General features: G+C 64.9%; 22 protein-coding genes. 2 read left to right on the forward strand and 20 right to left on the reverse strand.

Annotated features, from left to right (window positions below; genetic code table 11):
* Window positions 1-10: 10 nt before the first annotated feature.
* From QM712_RS13450 to QM712_RS13530, 17 genes are all read right to left on the reverse strand, one after another.
* Window positions 11-1,033, reverse strand: a complete 1,023-nt coding sequence (locus tag QM712_RS13450; RefSeq protein WP_270169805.1) for a xanthine dehydrogenase family protein molybdopterin-binding subunit — start codon at window positions 1,031-1,033, stop codon at window positions 11-13.
* Window positions 1,034-2,626 carry a xanthine dehydrogenase family protein molybdopterin-binding subunit gene (locus QM712_RS13455; RefSeq protein ID WP_415023590.1) on the reverse strand — a complete coding sequence of 531 codons (1,593 nt, stop codon included), beginning with the start codon at window positions 2,624-2,626 and terminating at the stop codon, window positions 1,034-1,036. It abuts the gene before it with no gap.
* Window positions 2,627-2,637: 11 nt separating this feature from the next.
* Entirely contained in the window at window positions 2,638-3,114 is a 477-nt protein-coding gene (locus QM712_RS13460; protein ID WP_415023591.1) for a (2Fe-2S)-binding protein, read from the reverse strand.
* A 22-nt stretch (window positions 3,115-3,136) separates the two neighbouring features.
* Window positions 3,137-3,955: an FAD binding domain-containing protein gene (locus QM712_RS13465; protein WP_415023592.1), complete on the reverse strand. Its 819-nt coding sequence runs from the start codon at window positions 3,953-3,955 to the stop codon at window positions 3,137-3,139.
* Window positions 3,956-3,957: 2 nt separating this feature from the next.
* On the reverse strand, window positions 3,958-4,401 hold the full coding sequence (locus tag QM712_RS13470; RefSeq protein ID WP_415023611.1) for an SRPBCC family protein: 444 nt from the start codon (window positions 4,399-4,401) through the stop codon (window positions 3,958-3,960).
* Window positions 4,402-4,487: 86 nt separating this feature from the next.
* Window positions 4,488-4,925 (reverse strand): SRPBCC family protein, encoded by a 438-nt coding sequence (locus tag QM712_RS13475; RefSeq protein WP_015686997.1) that lies wholly within the window; start codon window positions 4,923-4,925, stop codon window positions 4,488-4,490.
* A gap of 10 nt (window positions 4,926-4,935) precedes the next feature.
* Window positions 4,936-7,842, reverse strand: coding sequence for a flotillin domain-containing protein (locus tag QM712_RS13480; RefSeq protein ID WP_415023593.1), 2,907 nt, complete (start codon window positions 7,840-7,842; stop codon window positions 4,936-4,938).
* 26 nt (window positions 7,843-7,868) lie between these two features.
* Window positions 7,869-8,702, reverse strand: a complete 834-nt coding sequence (locus tag QM712_RS13485) for a phosphoenolpyruvate hydrolase family protein (protein WP_415023594.1) — start codon at window positions 8,700-8,702, stop codon at window positions 7,869-7,871.
* A gap of 3 nt (window positions 8,703-8,705) precedes the next feature.
* Window positions 8,706-10,922: an ABC transporter permease gene (locus tag QM712_RS13490; RefSeq protein WP_415023595.1), complete on the reverse strand. Its 2,217-nt coding sequence runs from the start codon at window positions 10,920-10,922 to the stop codon at window positions 8,706-8,708.
* On the reverse strand, window positions 10,915-11,697 hold the full coding sequence (locus tag QM712_RS13495) for an ABC transporter ATP-binding protein (protein WP_415023596.1): 783 nt from the start codon (window positions 11,695-11,697) through the stop codon (window positions 10,915-10,917). Before QM712_RS13495 ends, QM712_RS13490 begins: the two co-directional genes overlap by 8 nt.
* Window positions 11,690-12,778, reverse strand: coding sequence for a branched-chain amino acid ABC transporter permease (locus QM712_RS13500; protein ID WP_415023597.1), 1,089 nt, complete (start codon window positions 12,776-12,778; stop codon window positions 11,690-11,692). The genes QM712_RS13495 and QM712_RS13500 overlap by 8 nt, the downstream gene beginning before the upstream one ends.
* Before the next feature lies 1 nt (window position 12,779).
* A complete protein-coding gene (locus QM712_RS13505) occupies window positions 12,780-13,790 on the reverse strand; it encodes a branched-chain amino acid ABC transporter permease (RefSeq protein ID WP_415023598.1) in 1,011 nt (336 codons plus the stop codon).
* A 201-nt stretch (window positions 13,791-13,991) separates the two neighbouring features.
* Window positions 13,992-14,819 carry an AraC family transcriptional regulator gene (locus QM712_RS13510; protein ID WP_415023599.1) on the reverse strand — a complete coding sequence of 276 codons (828 nt, stop codon included), beginning with the start codon at window positions 14,817-14,819 and terminating at the stop codon, window positions 13,992-13,994.
* A 130-nt stretch (window positions 14,820-14,949) separates the two neighbouring features.
* Window positions 14,950-16,200 carry an ABC transporter substrate-binding protein gene (locus QM712_RS13515; RefSeq protein WP_415023600.1) on the reverse strand — a complete coding sequence of 417 codons (1,251 nt, stop codon included), beginning with the start codon at window positions 16,198-16,200 and terminating at the stop codon, window positions 14,950-14,952.
* Between the two features lie 304 nt (window positions 16,201-16,504).
* A complete protein-coding gene (locus QM712_RS13520) occupies window positions 16,505-17,008 on the reverse strand; it encodes a hypothetical protein (protein WP_415023601.1) in 504 nt (167 codons plus the stop codon).
* A 773-nt stretch (window positions 17,009-17,781) separates the two neighbouring features.
* The gene (locus tag QM712_RS13525; RefSeq protein WP_415023602.1) at window positions 17,782-18,942 is read right to left on the reverse strand and encodes a pyridoxal phosphate-dependent aminotransferase; all 1,161 of its coding nucleotides are present in this window, start codon (window positions 18,940-18,942) and stop codon (window positions 17,782-17,784) included.
* Between the two features lie 172 nt (window positions 18,943-19,114).
* Complete coding sequence (locus QM712_RS13530) at window positions 19,115-19,942, reverse strand: AraC family transcriptional regulator (RefSeq protein WP_415023603.1); 828 nt, start codon at window positions 19,940-19,942, stop codon at window positions 19,115-19,117.
* A gap of 269 nt (window positions 19,943-20,211) precedes the next feature.
* Between QM712_RS13530 and QM712_RS13535 the strand changes: the two genes are divergently transcribed.
* A complete protein-coding gene (locus QM712_RS13535) occupies window positions 20,212-20,925 on the forward strand; it encodes a transporter substrate-binding domain-containing protein (protein ID WP_415023604.1) in 714 nt (237 codons plus the stop codon).
* Window positions 20,926-21,149: 224 nt separating this feature from the next.
* Window positions 21,150-22,163, forward strand: coding sequence for a tRNA dihydrouridine(20/20a) synthase DusA (gene dusA, locus QM712_RS13540; protein WP_415023605.1), 1,014 nt, complete (start codon window positions 21,150-21,152; stop codon window positions 22,161-22,163).
* A 5-nt stretch (window positions 22,164-22,168) separates the two neighbouring features.
* On the opposite strand, the gene QM712_RS13545 is transcribed toward dusA, so the two are convergent.
* The 3 genes from QM712_RS13545 to QM712_RS13555 form a co-directional block, all read right to left on the reverse strand.
* Entirely contained in the window at window positions 22,169-22,723 is a 555-nt protein-coding gene (locus QM712_RS13545) for a TIGR02281 family clan AA aspartic protease (RefSeq protein WP_415023606.1), read from the reverse strand.
* Window positions 22,724-22,751: 28 nt separating this feature from the next.
* Complete coding sequence (locus QM712_RS13550) at window positions 22,752-22,955, reverse strand: DUF1289 domain-containing protein (RefSeq protein ID WP_415023607.1); 204 nt, start codon at window positions 22,953-22,955, stop codon at window positions 22,752-22,754.
* Window positions 22,956-22,999: 44 nt separating this feature from the next.
* The coding region (locus QM712_RS13555) for a sensor histidine kinase (protein WP_415023608.1) at window positions 23,000-23,902 on the reverse strand (903 nt) is incomplete at its 5' end.

The following is a 23,902-nucleotide window of genomic DNA, read 5'->3' on the forward strand; positions in this document are numbered from 1 at the left end:
GGAAAGACCTCTAGCGCCGCGCCTGCGGCCGCGCACCGCCCTGGGCCTTGATCGCGCGCAGCACTTTCTCGGGGGTAATGGGCAGATCGTCGATCCGCACGCCGACGGCGTTGAAGATCGCATTGGCGACGGCGGGCAGCACCGGGTTCGCGCACATCTCGCCGGGGCCCTTGGCGCCGAAGGGCCCGTCGGGGGCGGGGCGCTCCAGCACGGCGATATCATGCGGACAGATGTCGCCGGGGCCCGGCATCAGATATTCGACGAAGTCGCGTGGGCCGTGCACCGGCTCGGGATAATACGGCTCCGGCGTCTCGTAGAGGGCGTGGCTGACGCCCATCCAGGCGCCGCCGACGAGTTGCTGCTCGACCAGGCGCGGATTGAGCGCGCGCCCGAGCTCGTAGGCGGAGTCCATGCGCACCATCGCGACCTCGCCGGTCTCGTCGTCGACGTCGACCTCGGCAACGAGGCAGGCATGGGCATAGCAGGTGGCAGGCGACATCTCGCCCGTCTCCGGATCGACATTCGAGAGCGGCACCAGAAAGATGCCGCGGCCGGAGATGGTCTTGCCCTGCTTGAACTGCGCGGCGATCGCGACGTCCTTGGTCGAGATCGAGCGATGCGGCGCGCCTTTCACGTGGATGTTGCCGCGCCCGTCGGTCTCGAGATCGGCTGCGTTGACCTCCAGTTCCTCGGCGGCGGCTTCCATCATCACGCCCCGTGCCTCCCGGGCCGCGGCCATCACCGCATTGCCGACGCGGTGGGTGCCGCGCGAGGCGAAGGAGCCCATGCAGTGCGGCCCGGTGTCGGAATCCGCGGTGTCGACATAGACGTCCTCGACCGGCACGCCGAGCGTCTCCGCGCAGATCTGCCGCGTGACGGATTTCATGCCCTGGCCGAGATCGATGGACGACAGCGCCACCGTGAACTTGCCGCTGGGATTGGAGTGCACCAGCGCCTGGCTGGGATCGCCGCCGAGGTTCATCCCGATGGGATAGTTGATCGACGCGATGCCGCGCCCGCGATGTCTGGTCATCTAGCGCCTCCTGGTGCCGAAGACGGAGGAGAAGCGAGCCGCACCATGCGAGGGCGCGGTGGGCCGAGGAGAGGGCGGCGGCGGAGCCGGCGGTGGCGGCTCGCGCGGTGGTTCTCGGGTGACGGTGGGCGGGAGCCGGTCATAGCTGGTGCGCTGCTGGACGGGAGCGGTCGGCCGGCTCCGCGAATCCGTCGGTGTCGGCGGGATCACGGCGCGGCTGCCGCCGCCGTCCTTGCGCGAGGACGCCCGCTTGAACTCCTCGCGGATCGGCCATTTCGCCTTCTCCGCGGCGACCTGCACGCATTCGATCAGGGCCGTGTTCTTTGCCTCGCGGCGGTGCGCCTTCATGTCACCATCACGATAGGCATTGAGGATGCGGAACTCCATCGGGTCCATGTTCACGAGGTTGGCCAGCTTGTCCATCTGGCACTCGATGGCGAAATCCATCGCGGTGACACCGAAGCCGCGCATGGCGGTTGCCGGTGTGCGGTTGGTGAAGACGCAGTAGACGTCGCCATAGACGTTCGGGATGGTGTAGGGGCCGGGCAGATGCGCGGCGCATTTCACCGCGGCGTAGCTGGACAGCCTGGTATAGGCACCGCTGTCGAAATAGGCGCGGATCTTGCGCGCGACGACGCGGCCGTCCCGCATCACGCCGTCCTTGATGTAGATGCGTTCGGCGCCGCGCGGCGGCCCGTATTGCATCTCCTCCTCGCGGCCGAACACGTAGCGCACAGGCCGGCCCGTCAGCATCGCGCCGAGGATGGCGAGCGGCTCGGTCAGCGTGTCGACCTTGCCGCCGAAGCCGCCGCCGACCGTGCCGCCGATGAAGTGGAAGGTGTTGGAGGGCACGTCGAGGATCTTGGCGCAGGTGTCGACCGAGAAGAACAGCGCCTGCGTCGACGTATAGACGACGTAGCGTCCGTTGGTATCGGGCGCGGCGATCGCGCCGTTGGTCTCGGTCGGCGCGTGCTCGATCGGGGACATCTGGTAGCGCTGTTCGAGCACGTGATCGGCGGTCGCGAGGGCCGCGTCGGCGTCGCCGAAGCGCAGTTTCTGGTAGTCGTAGACCTCGTGATAGGTGAATGCGTTCTTCGGATAGGTCTCATTGACCACGGGCGCGCCGGGTTTGAGCGCGTCCTCGACGTCGAACACGGCCGGCAGCGGTTCGTAGTCGATCCGAACCTTCGCGACCGCCTCGAACGCCTCACGCTCGCTGTCGGCGACGATGGCGACGATCGGCTCGCCCTTGTAGCGGACCTTGTCGACCGCGAGCGACGGCTCGTCGTCCTTGCCGAAATTGATCAGGCTCAGGAGCGTGTTGAGGTTGCGCGGCACATCGGCGCCGCGGATGATCCGGCGCACGCCCGCCGAGCGCTCGGCTTCGGTAGTGTCGATGCGGCGCAGCCGGGCATGGGCCTGCGTCGAGCGCACGACTTTCAGATGCAGCATGCCCTGAAGCTTGTGGTCGTTGAAATAGCTCGACGTGCCCGTGACATGGCCGAGCATGTCCTGGCGCTGGGTGCCTTTGCCGATCTCCTTCAGATTATCGTCGCGCTCGTCGGCGAAAATATCCTTGCGCAGTTCCAGCATGGTCGGGTCCTTCAGGCGCTGGCCCGGCCGCCGGCGGCGGCGAGGATGGCGTTGATGATCGGTTCGTAGCCGGTGCAGCGGCAGATGTTGCCGGAGATCGCCTCGACGACCTCGTCGTGGCTCGGGGATGGATTGCGGTCGAGCAGCGCCTTCGCGGCCATCAGCATGCCGGGTGTGCAATAGCCGCACTGGGCGGCGAAATTGTCGGCGAAAGCGCGCTGGAGCGGGTGCAGATTGGGGCCTTGTTTCATGCCATCGAGCGTCTCGACGGACCGTCCGGCGACGGTTTCCGCCAGTGTCAGGCAGGAAAGGTGCAACTCGCCGTCGATCAATACGCTGCAGGTGCCGCAGCCGCCCTGGCCGCAGCCGAATTTCGGCGTCATGTCGCCGATCAGTTCGCGCAGCGCGACCAGCAGGCTGGTGCCACCGTCGACGAAGATCGCGACGTCGCGGCCATTGTGACGGAATTGGAGGGGTATCTTGGACATGACGATCTGTTCCCCGTCTCTTCTATTCCTGGCCGGACAGCAGACGGCGCAGGTGCACGCCGACGATCTCGCGGCGATACCAGGCGCTGCCGAGCGCGTTGTCGGACGGCGATGTTCCCTCGGTCGCCGCGGAGGCCGCGGCCGCGATGGTCGCGGCATCGAGCGAACGTCCTTCCAGCGCGCGCTCCGCGGCTCGGGCGCGAATCTGGGTCGGCGCCATCGAGCCGAACGCGATGCGGGCGCCGGCGATCCGGCCACCGCTGATCGGCAGATGTGCGGCGAGCGTGATGACGGACCCGCCCTTGGGCTTGATGCGTGCAATCTTGCGATAGCGGAACGCCTCCGCGCTCGCCGGTCGGGTGCAGGACACCGACAGCACCAGCGTTCCGGCCTGGCGTTCGCGCGCCTGCAGGAACTCCTCGATCGGGATGTCCCGCGCGCCAAACCCGCCTTGCACGGCAACGGTGGCATCAAGGGCCAGCAGCGCGACGGTGAAGTCGCCATATGGACTCTGAGCGAAGAGGTTGCCGCCGACGGTGCCCATGTTGCGGACCGCGGGACCGCCGATCGAGCGGGCTGGGGCATGGAGGAAGCCGAGGTCACGTTCGGCGAGGACGCGCGCGAAGGTGACACCGGCGCCCAGCGTAACGCGCGGGCCGGATGCGTCGATCCGGGTCAGTGCCTGGTCTTGCGCGCGGACCACGGTCGAGATCGAAACGTCGCCCTCGTTCAGCGCGCGCATCACGAGCGTGCCGCCACCGAGATAACGCGCGCTGCGGTCCGAGGACAGCGCGCCGGCCGCTTCGCTGGCGCTGGCAAAAGTCTTGACTGTCACGGCCATGGCTAGGCGGTCTCCTTCAGATGGCGGCGGATCGCCTCGAACCCGGCCTGGTAAATGTCCTCGGCGACCATGTGGGTGATGCGGTCCCTGTCTTCCGGCCTGGTCGTGAAACGCGACTCCCAATGCCAGAAGGTGCGATCACCATCGGTGACCGGCAGCAGGCGGACATGGGCGACGTAGTTGAACATCGGGATCGGAGTATCGAGCAGGCAATAGCTGAAGCTCTGTTCGAGGTCGGACAGCGCCAGCAATTGCTCGCGCAGTTCGGCGCCGTCCCTGAGCTTGAAACGCCTGATGCAGCCGATCTTGTCGGAGGCGTGCGCGCGCTCGATCGAGGAGGTCGCAACCGCGGGGTGCCAGCGATCGTGCCCGTTGAAATCGCGCAGCATGGCCCACGCCGCGTCCGTCGGCGCATCCAGGATCGTGCTCTTGACGATATGCGGCACGGCTGGACCTCGGGTCATGTGTTCGCCTCGCCCCACAAGCGGGGCGAGGCGGCGTTGTGTATTCGAGAGCGTGCGATCAACATCACTCAGCCTCCGAAAACGCGTTTCAGGGCGTCGAAGCCGCCCTGAAACACGCCGCCGCCGATATTGCCGACGAGTTCGGTCTCCCGTTCGGGGGCGCAGTCGAACTCGGCAGTCCATTCCACGAAGGTCTGGTCGCCGTCGGTGACAGGCGTGAGCCGCAAGGTCGCGACATAGTTCTCGACACCCATCGGGGATTCCAGGATCGAGTAGGTGCAGAACATGTCGTAGTCGGAGAGGCCGAGGAGCTTCTCGCGGATGCGGTCGCCGTTGCGCAGGCGAAAGTCCCTGACGCAGCCGATCTTGTCGGAGGGTTCGCCGCCCTCGATGCGGCTTTCGGCGATCGCCGGATGCCAGTTCGGCAGGCCGTTGAAGTCGCGTACGCGCGCCCAGACGCGATCGTTGCGCGCGTTGACGACGGTGGAGACGTAGACGCGGGGCATGGTTCAGACCTCAGCTCTTCTTCCGCGGACCGCGTTCGGCCGATGGCTCACCGCCGCCCTCGGTCGCGGGCGGCGAGGGGGCCGGCTTGTCGCCGCCACCGCCGCCCTTACGTGCGGAATCCTTGATACCCTGCATGTCGCGGGCCTCGCGGATCAGGCCGGGCATCTTCGCCAGGCTGCCGCCCTCGACGCCGATGTCCGACAGGATGGAGTCGATCAGCGGCGCCTGCACCCGGTAGCGCAAGGCCGAGTCGATCACCTCGTCGGTGGCGCTGCGGCCTCCGTTGCCGCCATGGCCGTTGCCGTTGAGGCCGTCGACCTGGAGGATGCGGATGCCCTCGATCTTCTCCATCGGCTTGACGCTCTCCCGCACGATGCCCTCGATCCGGTCGAGCAGCTTTCTGCGGAACAGCGAGTAGCGCGCCTGGTCGGTCAGCACGTTCTCGGCCTCGTTGAGCATGCGCTGCGCCTCCGCTTCGACGGCGGCGCGGACGCGCTCGGCCTCGGCGGCGATACGGGTCTCCTCGGCCTGTTTCTCCGCAAGGAGCACCTCGACGGTCTTGCGGCGCTTCGCGATCTCGCTTTCGCGGGCGGTGACGACGCGCTCGGCGGCCTCCGTCGCGCGAATGCGGGCTTCTTCCGCCGCGGCCCGCGCAGCGGATTCCTCCAGCGACTTCTGGTGGATGGCGATCGCCTTCTCCATCAGGACCGTCTCGACCTCCTTCTCGCGGTTGACCTCCAGCTTGCGCAGTTCGCGCTCGCGGCCGATGCGGGCCTCGTCGAGGCCGCGATCGGAGGCGATGCGGGCGCGCTCGACCTCCTCGCGGGAGGCGATCTCGGCCTCCTGCAACGACTGGACGCGCGCGACCTCGAGCTGTTCGATCGAACGGCGGCGTTCGAGGCGGGCGGCTTCGAGGGCCTGCTCGCGCGAGACATCGGTGGTCTCGACCTCCTTGCGGGCGACGATCTCGGCCTGCCGGACCTGGCGGTCGGCGTCGATCCGCTCGGATTTTTTCGCGGACAATGCGATCACGCGGTCTTCGTCCGCGATCTCGATCGCCCTCTTTTGCTCGATGTTGAGCACCTCGCGCTTCTTGGAGGAATTGATCCGCTCGGCTTCGAGCGCGAGGTCGACGCCGATGCGCTGGCGCTCGATGGCGTCGCGGCGTTTCAGCTCTGCGGCTTCCAGGATTCCTGTGCGCTCGATTTCGAGCGAGCGGGTGTCGCGCTCGGCCTGGATGCGCTCGGCCGCGACCGCCTTTTCCTGTGCGATACGGGCCGCCTCGATCGCCTCGCGGGAGGCGATGTCGGCTTCCTCGACGGCGCGGTTGCGGGCGATCTCCAGCGAGCGGACGCGTTTCTCCTGGGCGATGCGCGAGGCCTCGGTGGTCTCCCGCGCGGAGATTCCGGCGACCTCCAGTGTCTGGTTGCGTTCGATCTCGAGCTGCCGCGTGTTCTGCTCGGCAGCGATGCGTTCCGCGGCGAGCGTTCGCTCACGGGCGATGCGGGCGGCTTCGACGGCGCGTTGTGCCTCGATCTCGGCCTCCTGGATGGTGCGGACCTGTTGGATCTCCAGCGCACGGGTCCGCTCGTCGGAAGAAATGCGTTCCACATTGACGATCATCGTCTGTGCGATGCGGGCCTTTTCGGTGGCTTCGCGCGCGGCGATCTCGGCCTCGTCGACGGCGCGGGTCCGTTCGATCTCGCGGCGCCGCGTTTCCTCCTCGTTGGCGATGCGGGCGTCGGTGACGACGCGGTCCTGCTGGATGCGTGCCTTCTCGATCGCCTCGCGCGCCGCGATCTCGGCTTCCTCCACGGTGCGCATCCGCTCGATCTCGCGCTGGCGGACCTCGCGCTCGGACGCAATCCGGGTCGTGTCGATCGAACGCTGATTGGCGATGCGGGTCTTCTCGATCTCCTCGCGGGCAAGCAGCTCTTTTTCCTCGATGGTGCGGGTGCGCTCGATCTCCTTCTGGCGGGTCTCGCGTTCGGAGGCGATGCGGGCTTCCGCGATCGCCTGATCGTTGGCGATGCGGGAGCGTTCGATGGCTTCCCGCGCGGAGATCTGGGCCTGTTCGGCCTCGGTCTCGCGCAACGCGCGTTCGCGGGCGACTTCGGTGCGTTGCAGGGCGCGACGCATCTCGATGTCGCGTTCCTGCTCCAGCCGCGCGGTTTCGCTTTCGCGCTCGATTTCGAGGGCCTGCCGCTCGGCCTCCAGGTTGCGGGTCCTGATCCTGATCATCGAGTCCTGCTCGATGTCGTTGCGCAGCTTGCGCCTGGCCTCAATGTCCTCCATCAGCCGGGTCAGGCCTTCGGCGTCGAAGCGGTTCGAAGGGTTGAAGAATTCGAGGTCGGTCTGATCGAGATCGGTGATGGCGACGGATTCGAGCTCGAGACCGTTCTGGGCGAGGGCTTCGGCCGCATTGGTCTTGACGCGCACGACATAGTCGCCGCGCCGCTCGTGCATCTCCTCCATGGTCATTTCGGAGGCGACCGACCTGATCGCCGAAATGAACTTGCCGGCCAGCAGCGCGTGGAGTTGCTCCGGCTCCATGGTGCGTCGGCCGAGGGTCGCGGCGGCGATCGAGACGGCCTCGCGGGTCGGCTGCACGCGGACGTAGAAGTCGGCCTCGATGTCGACGCGCATGCGGTCGCGGGTGATCACGGCGTCCTGTCGCGACCGTACGATGCCCATCGGCAGCACGTTCATGTTGACCGGGGTGTAGGCGTGGATGAACGGCAGGACGAAGGCGCCGCCGTTGATCACCACGCGTTCGCCGAGGAAGCCGGTCCGGACGAACGACACCTCCTTGGAGGAGCGGTGATAGAGCCAGTTGACGATATAGACGCCCACCACGATCACGATGATCGCGACGATCAGCCAGAGGATTAACTCGCCGACCAGGATCCCTGACATGTCTTCCTCCCTCAATCGTTCCGGCGTTAGCGCGCGCCGATCGCCTTGAATTTGCGTACCTGTTCCGTCAACGCGCGCTCCACCGGCAGCCGCTCCATCGAGGAGGCGCCGTAGAAGCCATGGCAGTAGCGCGTGTTCTTCATGATGAAATCCGCATCGGCGGGATCGGCGATCGGGCCGCCATGGGCGAGCACCAGAATGTCCGGATTGACGCTGAGCGCGGCCGAGGCCCAGGTGTCGACCCGTGCCGGGCAGTCCTTCAGCTTCAGCGCGGTCTGTGCCCCGATCGTACCGCCGGTGGTCAGCCCCAAATGGCAGACGATGATGTCGGCGCCGGCGATCGCCATCGCGGCGGCCTCTTTCTCGCTGAAGACGTAGGGGGTCGTCAGCAGGTCCTTTTCGCGGGCCTTCGCGATCATGTCGATCTCGAGCGCGTAGGACATGCCGGTTTCTTCGAGATTGGCGCGAAAGACGCCGTCGATCAGGCCGACGGTCGGAAAGTTCTGCACGCCGGCAAAACCCAGCGACTTCAGCTGGTCGAGAAACACGTCCATGTCGCGGAACGGGTCGGTGCCGTTGACACCGGCGAGTACCGGGGTGTTGCTGACCACGGGCAGCACCTCACCGGCCATTTCCAGCACGATGGCGTTGGCGTCGCCGTAGGGCATCAGCCCCGCGAGCGAGCCGCGACCGGCCATGCGGTATCGGCCGGAATTGTAGATGACGATGAGGTCGACGCCGCCGGCTTCCTCGCACTTGGCCGACAAGCCGGTGCCGGCGCCGCCGCCGACGATCGGCTCACCGCGTTTCGCCATTTCGCGAAATCGCTTGAGGAGTGTAGCGCGTTCAAAACGGGCCATCGGTCACCTCGCCATTCTCCGGCGCGCCCCGGCGCGACCGAACAGCGTTCGGAACGCGGCTACGATGGTCGAGGCGAACTCGGGATCGTTGATGTTTGCTTTGACGCGGATGAGCTGGCGGTTGCCGGTCTGCCGCACCGTGCGTTCGAGCGCGCGGAACAGGGCGGCATCGGCCTCGGGATCCCAGAACGGCTGGCCGCGCGCATCGAGCGCGGAGACGCCGCCCTCGGGCAGGAAGAATCGCACCGGTCCGTCCATCTGGTTGAGCCGCTCGCCGATCCAGCGGCCCATCCGCTCGTTTTCCTCGGCGGTCGTCCGCATCAAGGTCACTTGCGGATTGTGCACGTGGAACTTCCGGGTGCGGTAGCGCTCGGGCAGGGTCTCGGGCGCGCCGAAATTGACCATGTCGAGCGCGCCCACCGAGCCGATATAGGGCACGCGGGTGCGGATGATCGCGCCGAAGCGATCGTCGGTGGCGGGAAAGACCCCGCCCATCAGGAAGTCGCAGATCTCGGTCGTGGTGAGATCAATCACGCCTGTGAGCTGGCCGGAATCGACGAGCTTTTCCATCGAGCGGCCGCCGACGCCGGTGGCATGGAAGACGAGACACTCGAAATCCTCGCGCAGATCGGACGCGATCTTCTGCACCGCCGGTGTCGTCACGCCGAACATGGTGATGCCGACCGCCGGCAGCGCCGCCTTCGCGGCACGCTCGCGGGCCTCGGGTTGGTCGAGCCGCGCCTTGACCATGCCGGCGATCGCGTTGGCGCCGTTCGAGAGCACCGCGCGGGAGACCGAATTGAGGCCCTGCACGTCGGTGACGGAGTACATCATGGTGATGTCGGCGGGGCCGACATAGGGCGCGACGTCGCCGGAGGCGACCGATGAGATGATGAGCTTGGGCACGCCGACGGGGAGGGTGCGCATGCCGGGGGCGACCAGCGATGCCGCGCCCGAGCCGCCCGCCGAGATCACGCCGGCGATGTTGCCCTGGCGCCGCATCCAATTGGCGAACGCATCCGCCATCGCCGTCACCGCGGCGCCGCGGTCGGGACCGAACACCGCCGAGCCGCCGCGGCCGTGGTTCAGCGCGATTTCCTGCGCGGAGACATCGCAGGTGGCGTGCTTGCCGCCGGTGGAAACATCGACCAGCCGTGTCCGCAGCCCGCTTTCGGCGATGATGTCGCGGATGAAGCGCAGCTCCGTCGCCTTGGTGTCGAGTGTGCCGACGACCAGAACCACGGGAGGCCCGGACGACTGCGTGGCGACCGGCTCGCGCTTGCGCCGCGCGGTTTCGTCGAGACGTGCGACCTGTGTCGAGAGCGTCCGTGCCGCAGCCTCGATGCGTCCGATCGGGACCGGCTGCGACCAGCGCGTCGGTGGCGTCGGATTGGACACATAGATGCGGATCGGACCGCTCGGCCGTGCCGGCTGCGGCGCCGGTTTCGTTTCGGACTGGCCCGCCGGGGCATCGGCGTCGGGGTCGAGTTCGGCATGAAGCCCGACGCCGAGCAGGCGCTGCTGGAGCTCGCGGTCGGCGGACAGCCGGGCCGAGTCGATGATGCGGTTGATGCGGCCGTTGACCATGATCGCGACATTGCGCGAGACCGCCGTCGCGACGCCGATGTTCTGCTCGATCACGAGCACGGACATGTCGCCGTCCTCGCCGAGTTGCAGCAGCATCTCCTCGACCTGGGCGACGATGACGGGCGCGAGCCCCTCGGTCGGTTCGTCCATGATCAGCAGGTGCGGATTGGTGAGCAGCGCGCGGGAGATCGCGAGCATCTGCTGCTCGCCCCCCGAGAGCTGGCCGCCGCCATGGTCCTTGCGTTCGGCGAGCCGCGGGAAGGTGTCGTAGATGCGCTCGACGGTCCAGGCGCCGGAGCGCAGGCCGCCGGCGAGGCGCAGATGCTCGTCGACGCTGAGCGAGCGCCAGAGGCGGCGGCCTTGCGGGACATAGCCGACGCCGAGCCGCGCGATATGGGCGGGAGGACGCCGCGTGATGTCTTCGCCGCGGACGCGGATCGAGCCGCCGCTCACCGGCACGAGGCCCATGATGGCCTTGCACAGCGTGGTCTTGCCCATGCCGTTACGGCCGACGACGGAGAACACGCCGGCATCGAGCGCGAGGTCGACGCCCTGCAGCGCATGGGAATGGCCGTAATAGACGTCGAGGCCCCTGACCTCGAGCGCGGCGGCGGAGCGGCGGGCCTCATTCATGGCCGCCTCCCAGATAAAGCTCCTGCACCTCGGGATCGGACTGGATCTCCTGCGGCAGGCCTTCCTTGAAGATGCGGCCGTTGTGCATCATCGTGACGCTCTCGACGACGCGCAGCGCCACGTCCATGTCGTGCTCGATGATGATGTAGCCGATATGGGCCGGCAGCGAGGTCAGGATCTCGACCAGCTCGACGCGCTCGGTCGGCGACAGACCAGCGGCCGGCTCGTCGAACAGCACGAAGCGCGGCGCGCCCGCGAGCGCCAGCGCGATCTCGAGCTGGCGCTGCTGGCCGTGTGCGAGCTCGGCGACGCGCTGGTCCTTCACCGCGGTGAGATGCACCGCCTGAACGAGGCCGTCGGCCGCGTGCATCAGCGCATCGTTCTGGCCGGGACGCAGGAAAGAGAAGCGTCCGCGCGAGACGCCGCGGCAGGCGAGATAGACGTTGTCCTGGACGGTCAGCCCGGGGAACAGCGCGGAGATCTGGTAGGTTCGCCGCAATCCGCGGCGGATGCGCTCGTAGGGCGGGAAGTGGGTGACGTCCTCTCCGAAGAAGCGGATGGTCCCGGAGGAGGGCGGAAAGTCGCCGGTGATGCAGTTGAACAGCGTGGTCTTGCCGGCACCGTTCGAGCCGAGCACGGCACGCCGCTCGCCCGGACGCACGGTGATGGTGATGTCGGTCAAGGCCGCGAGCGCGCCGAACAGCCGGGTGACACCACGCAGTTCGAGCGCGGCACCGGCGCCGACGGCGGAAAGGCGCTGCGCCACGCTATCCATGGCCACGCCCTCCACCCGGGCGGTCCGTCTGGGGCCGGTGGCTCTGGCGCCAGCGTTGCCACAGGCCGATCACGCCATCGGACGACCAGAACACGATGGCGAGGAAGCCGAGGCCGATCAGCAGGCGGAAGCGGTTGCCGTCGAGCCCGATCTTGACCAGGAAATCGAGCGCGAACGTGCGCAGGAGAACGAAGACCAGCGCGCCGATATAGGGACCGATCGGCCGCGTGATGCCGCCGACGACGGCGATGATGAGGACGTCGATGCAGGCGCCGACGCTGACAGATCCCGGCGAGATCTGGCGATAGTTCCAGACCTGTAGCACACCGGCAAGGCCCGCGATGAAGGATGCGACCGCATAGGCCGCGACGCGATGCGCATTGACGTTGAAGCCGAGCGCGGCCATGCGGCGCGGATTGTCGCGCACGCCCTGAAGAGCCAGCCCGAAGGGCGCGCGGGAAATGTATTCGACGACGAAATAGCAGAGTGCGGCAACCGCGAGCACGACGTAGTAGAACGGAATGTCCCAGCGCCAGTCTACGCCCCAGAAATGCGGGGTTCCGACATTGTTGATGCCGGTGTGGCCGTTGAAGATCGCCCAGTTCTGATTGGTGAAATAGTAGAAGGCCGCGCCTATCGCGAGCGTGATCATGATGGTGTAGATGCCCTCGGTGCGCACCGCGAGCGCGCCGCCGAGGGTGCCGAAGATCGTCGCCAGGGTCAGCGCCATCGGCACCGCGAGCCACCACGGCCATCCCAGGCTGATATTGGCGTTGCCGCTGACGCCGAACACCGCAACCATGTAGGCCGCGAAGCCGGCGATGGTGAGCTGCATCAGGCTGACCATGCCGCCATAGCCGGCGAGCAGCATCAGGCTGAGCGCGATGGTGCCGAGGATCAGCGTCGTTGCGAAGATCTCGATCAGGAAGAAGCCGTTTGCGATCAGCGGCATGATCAGCAGGATGACCGCCACGACCCAGGCCGCGGGATTGTTGATGTCGGGCCATCCCCGCGCCGTCGGCCGCTGCGCCGTTGCGGCGGGCTTGTGAACGGGGAGGCGGGCGTCGTGGGTGACGGACATGTCAGCGTCTCGCCAGCAGGCCCTGCGGCCGCACCGCCAGCACCAGCACCATGATCAGGAACGTCACGACGATGGCGTAGGTGGGGATGTAGACCGAGCCGAGTTGCTCGGCGAGACCGATGATCAGCGCGCCGAGCGCGGCGCCCGGAATCGAGCCCATGCCGCCGACGATGACGACCACGAGCGAGGCGAGCAGGAAACGGATGTCCTCGCCGGGAGACAATGACTGGAAGGTGCCGCCGACCACGCCCGCGATGCCGGCCAGCCCGGCGCCGAGCGCGAAGACGAGCACGAAGACGATCTGGATGCGCACGCCGGTTGCGGCGAGGATGTCGCGGTCGTCCACGCCGGCGCGGATGATCATGCCGATCCGCGTGCGATTGAGCGCCAGCCACATCGCGACGCCGATGATCACCGACGCCAGGAAGATCACGAGCCGGACCAGCGGATAACGCAGGTAGACCGGCTCGCCGGAAGACTTCACGGCGGTGATCAGCGGCAGTTCGATCGGTCCGATCAGCCAGCTCGGGGTCTGGATCTGGTAGAAATCGCCGCCGCAGGCCCACAGCATGAGATCGGCGAACACGATCGAAAGCCCGAGCGTCACCATGGTCTGGCGCAGGTCCTGGCCTTCCATCCGGCGGAAGACGAGAACCTGGAGCAGAACGCCGACCAGTGCCGTCAGGATGAAGGCGATGATGAAGCTGAGGATCCAGGAACCGGTCGCGGCGCTGACGGCGTAACCGACATAGCCGCCGAACAGATACAGCGAGCCGTGCGCGAGGTTGACGTTGCGCATCAGTCCGAAGATCAGCGTGAAGCCGCTGGCGACGAGAAAATAGAGACCGCCGAGCGTGATGCCGTTGAACAGCGCGTTCAGGAAAACCCGCTTGCGGCCGATCGCGTCTTCAAGCCCCGCGGGCCACACTGCGAAGATCAACCACAGCGCCAGTGCAACCGCGATGATGATGATCAGCGCCCAGGCGGGATGGCGTTCGACGAAGCGGGTCACGATTGCCGCTCCGTCGTCACGTCACCCCAACCCTCTTCCCGCAAGCGGGGCGAGGGGGCATGCAAGCCGTTGCCGGCCGCGTACCGCGCCATGGACCTGCGTCTCCCTGGACTCGCGATCCTCTTTTCGGGACCGCGTTCCGCACATCCTAGTCGGGCTGTCAGGGAGGCGTTTGATCGTGAGTATCTTTTCGCGCGTCCGTCAGCCGCGCAAAATCTTGGCGGCGCGGCGATAATCGGTCGGCGCCATGCCGACATTGGCAGCGAAGAAACGGGTGAAGCCGCTCTGCGAGGAGAAGCCGAGATCGAACCCGATGTCGGCGATCGGCGCCTCGCTCGCCACCAGTGCCTCCAGCGCCTGCTCCATCATCAGCGTGTTGAGGTAGAGGTGCGGCGTGACGCCGGTCTGGATACGGAACAGCCGGTAGAAATGCGGCCGCGACAGGCCGGATTCGCGCGCGATGGTATCGAGCTCGATCTCCGCGCCGGGGCTTTCCGACATCATCTTGATGCACTTGCGAACGCGAAAGTCGGTGATCGGGCCGCTTGCACGCGGATCGCGCGCGGTTACGGCCTGCTGCCAGCTCTCGTCGTAGCAGATGTCGATCAGCCGTCTCAGTTCGCCGTCGAGGCTGCTGAGCGAGGGAGCGCCGCACACGAGGGCGGCGGCATGCCTGATGTATCTGTCCAGCGCGACAGAGCGCGTGAACTGGGTCCGGCCGAAACGCAGGCGATCGGCGCCGGGCGCGTCGGGTGCGAACCAATCCGCATTGACATAGAGGACAAAGAAGACGGCGCCGCCTTCAAGATCGGCCGGCAGGAAATTATGCGGCTCCCACGGATTGACCGCGACGACGGAACCCTCGTCGAGCTCGTAGCGTCCATCGCCGACGTCGATGCATGCGGAGCGTCCCCCGACATGGAAGATCAAATGACCTTCGCGATGTGCGTGGATGTTGAAAGGGCGGTTCAACTGATAAACCGTCGCCCGGCCAAAACGGCCGTGGAAGACGGCGAGCGCCCGGCTCATGCCTTCCCTCCCGAAAGCCCTTGTCTTTTTTTGGTAGCGTTCAACAACCGGGGAGAGAATGCAAGGGCGCACGATGTCCGCGCCTTGCAAATCTCTCCCCTGTCAGTCATCGATCGCGTACGCGACTACGTCAGTACTTCTTACATTCCGGTACTGTACGACTGGGCAAACCGATCTTGGCGAACACCGCGGGATCGTAGCCCAGGGTCTGGTTCACGTTCGGGATCACCTTCACGACCTTCGAGAACAGCGCGCCCTTGCCGTCGTCGACGACCTCGGTGACGAAGTTGGTGCCGATCGCCTGGCGGTTGGCGTCGAGCTTGATCTTGCCGTTGGGTGCATCGAGCTCGATCTTGGCGAGCGCGTCCTTGAACTTGGCCTGGTTGTTGGAGAGGTCGCCATTGACCTGCCGCAGCGCCAGGATCAGGGCCATGGTCGAGCCGTAGTAGTTGGTGGCGAGCAGCGAGGGGCTCGGGAAGCGCTTGTTCGGCGGGAAGGCGTCCTGATAATCCTTCACGAACTTCTGCCAGCCCGGATCTTCCCAGGTGTCGGCCTGGCCGCTCGCGGCCAGCGTGCCGACCAGCGCAGCCTTGGCGTTGCCCTTGGACGACAGGATGGTCTGGTCGATCATGATCGAGCCGCCCATCAGATGCGCCTTGCCGCCGGCTTGCTGGTACTGGTTGAGGAAGTTGACGGCGTCGGCGCCGCCGAGGCCGAGATAGATCGCATCGACATCGTCGGGCAGGGCGGCGATGACCGAGGCGAAGTCCTTCGTGCCGAGCGGCACCCATTGCCGGTTGGTGATCTGTCCGCCCGCGCCGCAGAATTCGAGCACGAGGCCGAACACCTGGGTGTAAATGAAGGAGTAGTCCTCGCCGACCGTTGCGATCTTGCGGTAGCCCTTGGTTTCATAGGCGTATTTGCCGAGGCCGACCTGCCACTGCGCGCCGTCCATGTTGTAGCGGAAGAAGTTCGGCGCCGGATCGACATAGGTCGCTTCCTGGGCGCCGGAGGCGGCATTGATGAAGGTCAGCTCGGGATGCGTCTTCGCGAAATTCTTGACCGCGATGCCTTCGTCGCCGGACAGCGGCGACAGCAGGATCTGCACCTTGTCCTGCTCGATCAGCTTGCGCACCGCGCGCACCGCGGAGTCCGGCGTCGCGTCCGTGGAGGCGACGACGAATTCGAGCTCCTTGTCGCCGATCTTCTTGCCGAGCACGTTGAGTGCCGTCTGGAAGCCGCGCATGCCGTCTTCGCCGAGCACGGTGTAGGTGCCCTCGAGCGTCGCGGTGACGCCGACCTTGATCTTCTCCTGCGCGAAGGCGGTGCCTGAAAGTAACAGGCTGCTCAACGCGATCAGTCCTAGACTGCTTTTCAACATTGCTCTCCTCCCTGGAACATTCTTGTCGCTGTTCTTCACCGCGCTCTCGCACGTCCGCCGCCGTATGGTGCGGCGGACGCGTGGGCGCATCGGTTCTTGGGATGAAGGCTAACCGAACTCGGATGCAGCGCACGCGTCGGAGCCGTGCGCGGCTTAACAGGCAGTCTCATTTTGAATGTTGCGCCGCAAATCGTTCCGCGGTGCAATAGGCTGGATCGTACAAGATGGTTGAGCCTTGCGCGGCGATACCGACGGAATGTCGCAGTTCAACGGCATCGCTGCGATTGGGGGAGTGTCAGACGCTTCAAGCCTTCCGATCGACGCCGAAGACCTTGCCCTGTAATTGCTGAAGTGCAGTCAGCGAGCGCATGAACGACGCGGCGGACGCATCGTCGTTGCGCGCGTTCGAATTGTCGACCGCTGTCCGCAGGGCCGAGAGAGTGTCGAAAGGCGAACTTTCGTAGGTGGCTGTCGAGGCACCGCTTTGGCCGGACTGGGTCGAGACAGCTGGTCCCATCATGCCGACGAGACCCGTTGTATCGTCGAGCGACAGCTTGCCGCTCTTGATCAGCGAGTTCACGGTGTCGCGCAGGTCGGATCGCGACATGCTCGTGAAGTCGAGCGCCGATGATTTGGCTCCGCTGGTTTGCTGGTTGCCATCGGTCGAACCGGCAGTCGTACGCGTGGCCCGATACGTCGTCTGCGGCGAGAGGTAAGGCGTCGTCCCGATTTTCATGCGTCCTCCCGCCGGTTCGTTGTTAGGGTGGAGGAGCAAGTCTTGCGCCAGGCTGGCGGCATTGATTTCCAAGTGTTTCTCGCGCTTGTGCGTCAGCCTGTCGCGGCAGGAATGATCGACTGACGGCAAAGCCTACCTACCGACCTACGCGAGAGCGATGTTGAAGGCGTCGCGCGATCGACGAGATCGTGGCTGTGCCGGCGTGGTGCTCGCGATGCCCGGCGAACATAGTCGGCGGCCGGACACCGCGTGCGGCCGGCTATGCTGCTTCATCACGACAGCCGTCAACGGCTGTCCATCCGCTCCCACTGAACTGTGCCGGAGCGATCGGCCAGGCGGCTCGTCCTCATCGGGACGGAACAAGGGATCTGCCTTGGCCGTGCCCTCCTGGACCTGCGCGAACTGACCGGCCCAAAGCCGCGCCGCCGGTCTGCTTTTGCGGATTTTGCCCCTGTTTTGTTGCCAAGCGTCGCGCCGATGATGGATCGAACGGGAAAACCGAAAAAGTACTGCACGCGCATGTAGTTGCTTTGCCATCGAAAGCTCATGGCAGACTATCGGCACACCGACGGCTATCGAAGCACGCGACGGCCCGGTGTAAGAGGGCTGTGTCCCACTCTGGCGTTTGTTCGATCATCGTAGGCTGACGAGACGTAGCTGACGACGCGCGTCGCGCTCCGATGGCGGGCATGGCACTCAAGAATGCTGGCGTGTTTGGCCTGCGGTCCCGCGCTAAACTTCGACCTCTCCGTAAGAAGCGATGGACGAGGCGCGGCTCGGCTGTGCTTCCCTTGGAGCCGGCCGTCGGACGATCATTGTAAGACGCGATTCCAACAACGACGCGATTATCGGCATGGCTGTGCCGCAGTCGCGATCGCAGCCGAAAGCGCGGCCAGTGCGGTCCGCAAAAGATCGATCGGAAGATAGCCGAAGCCAAGGCGCAAGACGGCGGAGGACTCTCCAAACCAGTTGCCGTTACCAATCTGAAGGTCTGAGGCCGACAGGGCAGACCAGAAGCGGGAAACGTCCATTGGATCGAACACTTCCTGATTCAGCCGGAGGCAGCACAACGCGCCGCCATCGGGCTTGATCCAGTCGACGAGGCCCTTTTGGCTCTCGACCCATTCTTCGACGATCGAGAGACCTGTCGCTAACAGGCTGCATCTCGCACGCAGAATTGTTTCGCGATTGTCGAGAACGCCGGCGGCGAGCGTTTCATCAAGCGGTGATCCGGAAATCACCGTGTTCATCTTCGCAATCGTTAGACGCTCCCGAAGCTCGGCGTTGCGGACGGTCAGCCAGCCAACGCGAAGTCCGGGCGCTCCGTGCGCCTTGGATACGGATCCGCCGGTGATGATCGTCTCGCCCAACGTCGCGGCGCTTTGCGGGGGAGACTGATCCCCGTAGGTCGCATCGCGATAGGTCTCGTCAACAAACAGATGTGCCGCGGGTGCCTTGGCGCGCATCAGTTCCAGGATCGCCTTAATCTCGGCAAGGGGAGTGCGGACCCCGCTTGGGTTCTGCGGACTTGCCAGACTGACCAGCTTCGTCCGCTCGTTCAAGATTGGTTCAAGCAAGTCGGCTGTCAGCTTATAGCCATGCTCAAATGAGAGCCGGCATTCCCTCAAGGTGACGCCGGCTCCCACCAGCGAGTCACGTGAGGGGGGAAAGCAGGGAGTTGCAATGACCGCCTCATCGCCCGGACGACAAAGCTCGAAGGACAGCAAGAACAGGCCGAGGGCCGTTCCCTGCGTCGTGATCACTTCCTCTGGCTTGGTTCCGGTGAGCTCCGCGATGCGGTCACGAAGGCGCGGCAGACCTGCGGAAGACCCATATCCCATCTTGAGGCCGCCAAGTACGGCCGCCCCGCCTGACATCTCAAGGATTTCGCCGAACGTCATATCTTGAGCAGTACTCTCGGCCAGATTGTATCGCCGGTTGATATCCAACAGCGAGATGATCTCGTTGCGAGGAAACCGTCCTTGCCAGCCTGACCTGCTTGTCACATCTCACTCCGTATCGATCGGGTCCAGCGCCATAGACGACGAAGATCGCGAAGTGTCTTGTCAAAAGTTGCGGGCACCCGCGCGCAGAGCTAGAGGGATTGGTCTGGTCCAACTGCGCGGGTGTTGCCGATTTGCGAACGCGGTGTACGCAGCGATGCGCTGATGGAAATTCTTATTGCATCGACTTTGCATAGAGCGCCGGCGTAGTGCCGGTAAATTGCTTGAAACGCTTCGTAAAGTGAGCCTGATCAGCAAAACCGACGTCCAACGCGACCTGCGCTACCGGCTCGCCATGTTTCAATAGCTGGCGCGATCGCGCAATGCGAACCTGGGTGAGATACGCATAGGGCGTCAAACCGAGATGCTTCTGGAAGAGGCGAATGAGATGGAACAAGCCGACGCCAGAAGCGGCCGAGGCATCCTCGAGGCTTATGTTGTCGCAGGCACGTGCCCGCAAAAATTCAACGGCTCGCCTGACCGTCGTGGGGCAGCCCGCTTCCGCGTGCGGCAGTTGAATGTCGCCATGGCGCTCAAACAGCAGTGAAACGCCACAAACCATCGCTTCCTCGGCAGCCGCGTCATCGCCCGCCATTGCGAGCCTGTGCGCCGAAGCCAGATAGCGCCAGATGTCCCGATCATGGATGACGGGCTCGTTGCAAGCCAGGTTGCCATGCGCAGCGTGAGGCAGCATTGCCGCGCGCGCGGCCTGTGGCACGTAGAAGGCAGCGTAGGCCAATTCGCGACCGTGCTTGCGTTCGCCGGTATGCATTTCTCCGGGATTGATCACGGACAAGCTTCCGGGCGCTGCATACTCGTGATTCCTGCCACATCGAAACGATTTCACGCCGGCGTGAATTACGCCGATCATCAGTTCGTCATGCGAGTGAGGGGCAAAGCTATGCCGCACAAAGCGTGCCGACATCAGATCGATCCCGCCGAACAGTGGTGTGCGGCGGAAGGTTGCTCTGTCGAGATGGCTTTCGAAGCGTGCGGAGGTCATGGTCGCTAGATCAGGATCCAGAAAATAAAGGTAGATCGGTTCATACTTCTTGTAAATGGAGGCGGCTTCTCAGCCGGATCGCGATGCGTTCCGCAGCTAGGTAGTCAATATCTGACAAGAGGAATGGAGTGATTCATGCTTCTTGCAGGTCGATGGCGTGCTCCAAGCATCGAAAGCGCGGGTTCTGGGCCGTCATGGCCGGGAACCGCGTAAGGGTGTGAATACACCTTACGTCGGAGCCCCCATTACCTTGAACAAGGCAGTGCAGCATGAAGATAAGAATCGCCTATATCGAAGAGCCTCCTTTCTACTGGACTGCCGCGGATGGCTCTACGACTGGCGCGGATATCGAACTGGCCGAAGTCGTACTCCGGGCGATTGGCGTTTCGTCGATTGAATATCAAAAGACGTCGTTTGATGAATTCCTGCCAGGCGTCGCAGGGCAAAGTTGGGACATGAACGTTCCAATCTTCATAACCCCCGGACGCGCAAAACTAGCGACATTCAGCGTCCCGGTTTGGGCAATCGGGGACGGGTTTCTCGTCCAGCATGGCAATCCGAAGGCGCTTGTCAGCTACGAGAGCGTGGCGTCGCGCAGTGACGCCCGCATCGCACTTATTGCGGGGCAGGTGCAGATCGATACCGCAAAATCGGCGGGTGTGACCGACAGCCAGATCGTGATCTTCAAGGATCAGCCCACCGCTGTCGACGCGTTGCTCGCAGGGAAGGTCGACGCCTACGCAAGCACTGCTGTTGGGAATCGAGTCATTGCTGGCGCGAACGAGAAGCTTGAAGCGGTTGCGCATGAAACTCGAAAGGATGGACGGCTCCCTCTTGGCGGTTTTTCATTCAACAAGAGCAATCATGATCTCATCCGAGCGGTGAATGAACAGCTTCGAAAATATATCGGTTCGCCCGACCACCGTGCCCGCATGGCGAAGTACGGCCTGGTGGAAGCCGAAATCGACCCGGTGGTTGGCTGAGGGCGGCACGCTATTTTGCGCCTCGGGCACGGTCTGAGTGGGAGAACACGCAATCTAGCGCGGCGCTTCACGACTTCATTCGGTACGACAATGTCGTACCGGCCAGGCCGCAATATCGTCGCAGTCGAACGTGCTACGTGCGCAAGTACTTGAAACAAAAGGAAAATGATCTCACCAAAACTTCTGATCGACTGTCGGCCCGAAAATCAGCTAATCCATCCGGAATGACAAAGCGAAATAACATCAACATGTTATCGCATCGATTTTGCATTGCGCCCATGATGGACTGGACCGATAGCAGGTGCCGGGTGTTCCACCGTCATCTGACCCGGCGTGCGCTGCTCTATACGGAGATGCTGACGACCGGCGCCATCATCCATGGCGACCGAGAGCGGTTGCTTGGGTTCGACGCGTGCGAGCACCCTGTGGCGCTTCAGCTCGGCGGGTCGGATCCGCGCGAGCTCGCGCAGGCTGCGCGGATCGGCGAGGCGTTCGGTTACGACGAGATCAATCTCAATGTCGGCTGTCCGTCCGATCGCGTGAAGGACGGCCGCTTCGGCGCCTGCCTGATGGCCGAGCCGGAACTCGTGGCTAGGTGTGTCGAGGCGATGAAGGGCGCTGTCGCTATTCCCGTCACGGTGAAGTGCCGCATCGGCATCGACGACCAGGATCCGGAATTGGCGCTCGACACGCTCGCGCGTGCCGTCGTGGCTGCCGGCTGCGACGCGCTGATCGTGCATGCTCGCAAGGCCTGGCTCAACGGTCTGTCGCCGAAGGAGAACCGCGACATCCCGCCGCTCGACTATGATCGGGTCTATCGGCTCAAGCGCGCGATGCCGCACGCGCCCGTCATCATCAATGGCGGCATTCCGGGCATCGAGCAGGCGAAGGCGCATCTCGACCATGTCGACGGCGTGATGCTCGGACGCGCGGCCTATCAGGAGCCGTGGCGGCTGCTCGGCGTCGATCCTGATGTTTTCGGCGAGGCGGCGCCGCACGCGTCCATGCAGGACGCATTCGAGGCAATGATGCCCTACATCGAGGAGCAGCTTTCACGGGGGACGCGACTGCATGCCATCACCCGTCATTTCGTCGGCGCGTTCCATGCGGTGCCCGGCGCGCGCGCCTTCCGCCGTCATCTTGCCGAGCAGGGCGTGAAGCCGGGTGCTGGTCCGGAGGTCCTGCGCGATGCGATCGCACGCATCGGAGCGCGCGTACCGGCCGAGGTCGCAGCGTAGATCGATCAGTCGATCGCGGTGCGCGAGCGGCGGTGGCTGCCCTGGAGTTCCGGGTAGCCCGTCAGCATCAGCTTGTCGGAGCGGACGCCCCAGCTTTCCAGGCGATCGAGGAAGCTCATCCCGAGCAGATTGGTCTTCATCTGCCCACGCTGGACGACGAGTGCGGGCACGGATTTCTCGACGAGGTGGCCGACGGCGAGACGGTCGATCGTGAGCCGCGCCGCCTTGGTGTGTCCGCCCGCGGTTTCGAGGTCGACGTCGTATTCGAGCATGTCGATCGGCAGCCCGATCGCTCTCGCGGTTTCCCAGGTCAGCACCACGGAGGTGGCGCCGGTGTCGATCACCATCGGCGCCGTCACGCCGTTGATCTTGGCGCGCAACGCGAATTCGCCGCCCTGGCCGCGCTGGATCTGCACGGCGGGAGCTGGCGCGGCGGTCTTGCTGCGGAACATGTGCGAGACCTTGTTGCCGGCGCGCGCGATCTGGTCGGGATCGCCATAGGCAACGACGGCCCCCGCGGTCCCGGCGAGCATCACGAGAACGAGCAGGAAGCGGATCATCGCGCGCCCCCGGAGGCGCCTGCGCTGATCAGGTGGATTGCCGCGAGTCCGCCAGCGGCTCCAATCCGGCCTCGGCCATGCGTGCCGGCAACCGCGCCATGATCGCGAGCCGTTCCGCGCTCTCCATGGCATGCCAGCGCGCGATTTCCGGCAAGGTGCGGCCGCAACCGAAGCACAGCTTGGTCTTGGGATCGATCATGCAGACGGCGACGCACGGCGTTTCTTTGCTCATTGGCGCATATTGAGGGAAGGTCGGGCATGTCTGCAAGCATCTGATTATGAGCCTGTGCCTGCGCTCATGATCGGCTTGTGACGCGGCCGGCGCTTCTCGTCGGGCAGAGCGGAACTCTCGGGCTGCAGCGGCGGGGAATCCTCCGACATCGGCGCGAGCGCGCTCATGACGCGTTCCGGCGGGAAGGTGACGATCACCTCGGTGCCGATGCGCAGCTTCGACTTCAGCGTGAACGTTCCGCCATGCAGGTCGATCAGGTTCTTTGCGATGGGCAGGCCGAGGCCCGCGCCCTGTTCGGCGGACTTGATGGAGTTCGAGCCCTGGCCGAACGAGGCCAGCACGACGGGGATCTCGTCCTCGGGAATGCCGGAACCGGAATCCCTCACCGACAGATATTGTCCGCCCGAGGCAGTCCAGCCGGCCTTGAGCCAGATCTCCCCGCCTTGCGGGGTGAACTTGATCGAGTTCGAGAGCAGGTTGAGCACGACCTGGCGGATCGCGCGCTCGTCGGCCCAGATCCGCGGCATCGCCAGCTCGAACACTTCGTGGATGGTGATGCTGCGGCTCGATGCGCGCAGCTTCATCAGGTGATGGCAGTCAGCGACGACGCCGACCAGCGAGACCGCTTCCTCATTCAGCTCGTAGCGCCCGGCCTCGATCCGCGACAGATCGAGGATCTCGTTGATGAGGTTCAGCAGGTGAACGCCGGAATTGTGGATGTCGGCGGAATATTCCTTGTAGACCGGCACGGCATGCGCGCCGAAAATCTCGCTCTTCATCACCTCGGAGAAGCCGAGGATCGCGTTCAGCGGCGTGCGCAATTCGTGGCTCATCTGCGCCAGGAAGCGCGACTTGGCGACGTTGGCGGATTCGGCGCGGTGGCGCGCCTCGTCGGAGATCGCCTTGGCCTGTTCGAGTTCGCCGATCAGCGCATCCTTCTCGGCGCG

This window comes from Bradyrhizobium sp. (assembly GCF_047605465.1).
Lineage (GTDB): Bacteria > Pseudomonadota > Alphaproteobacteria > Rhizobiales > Xanthobacteraceae > Bradyrhizobium.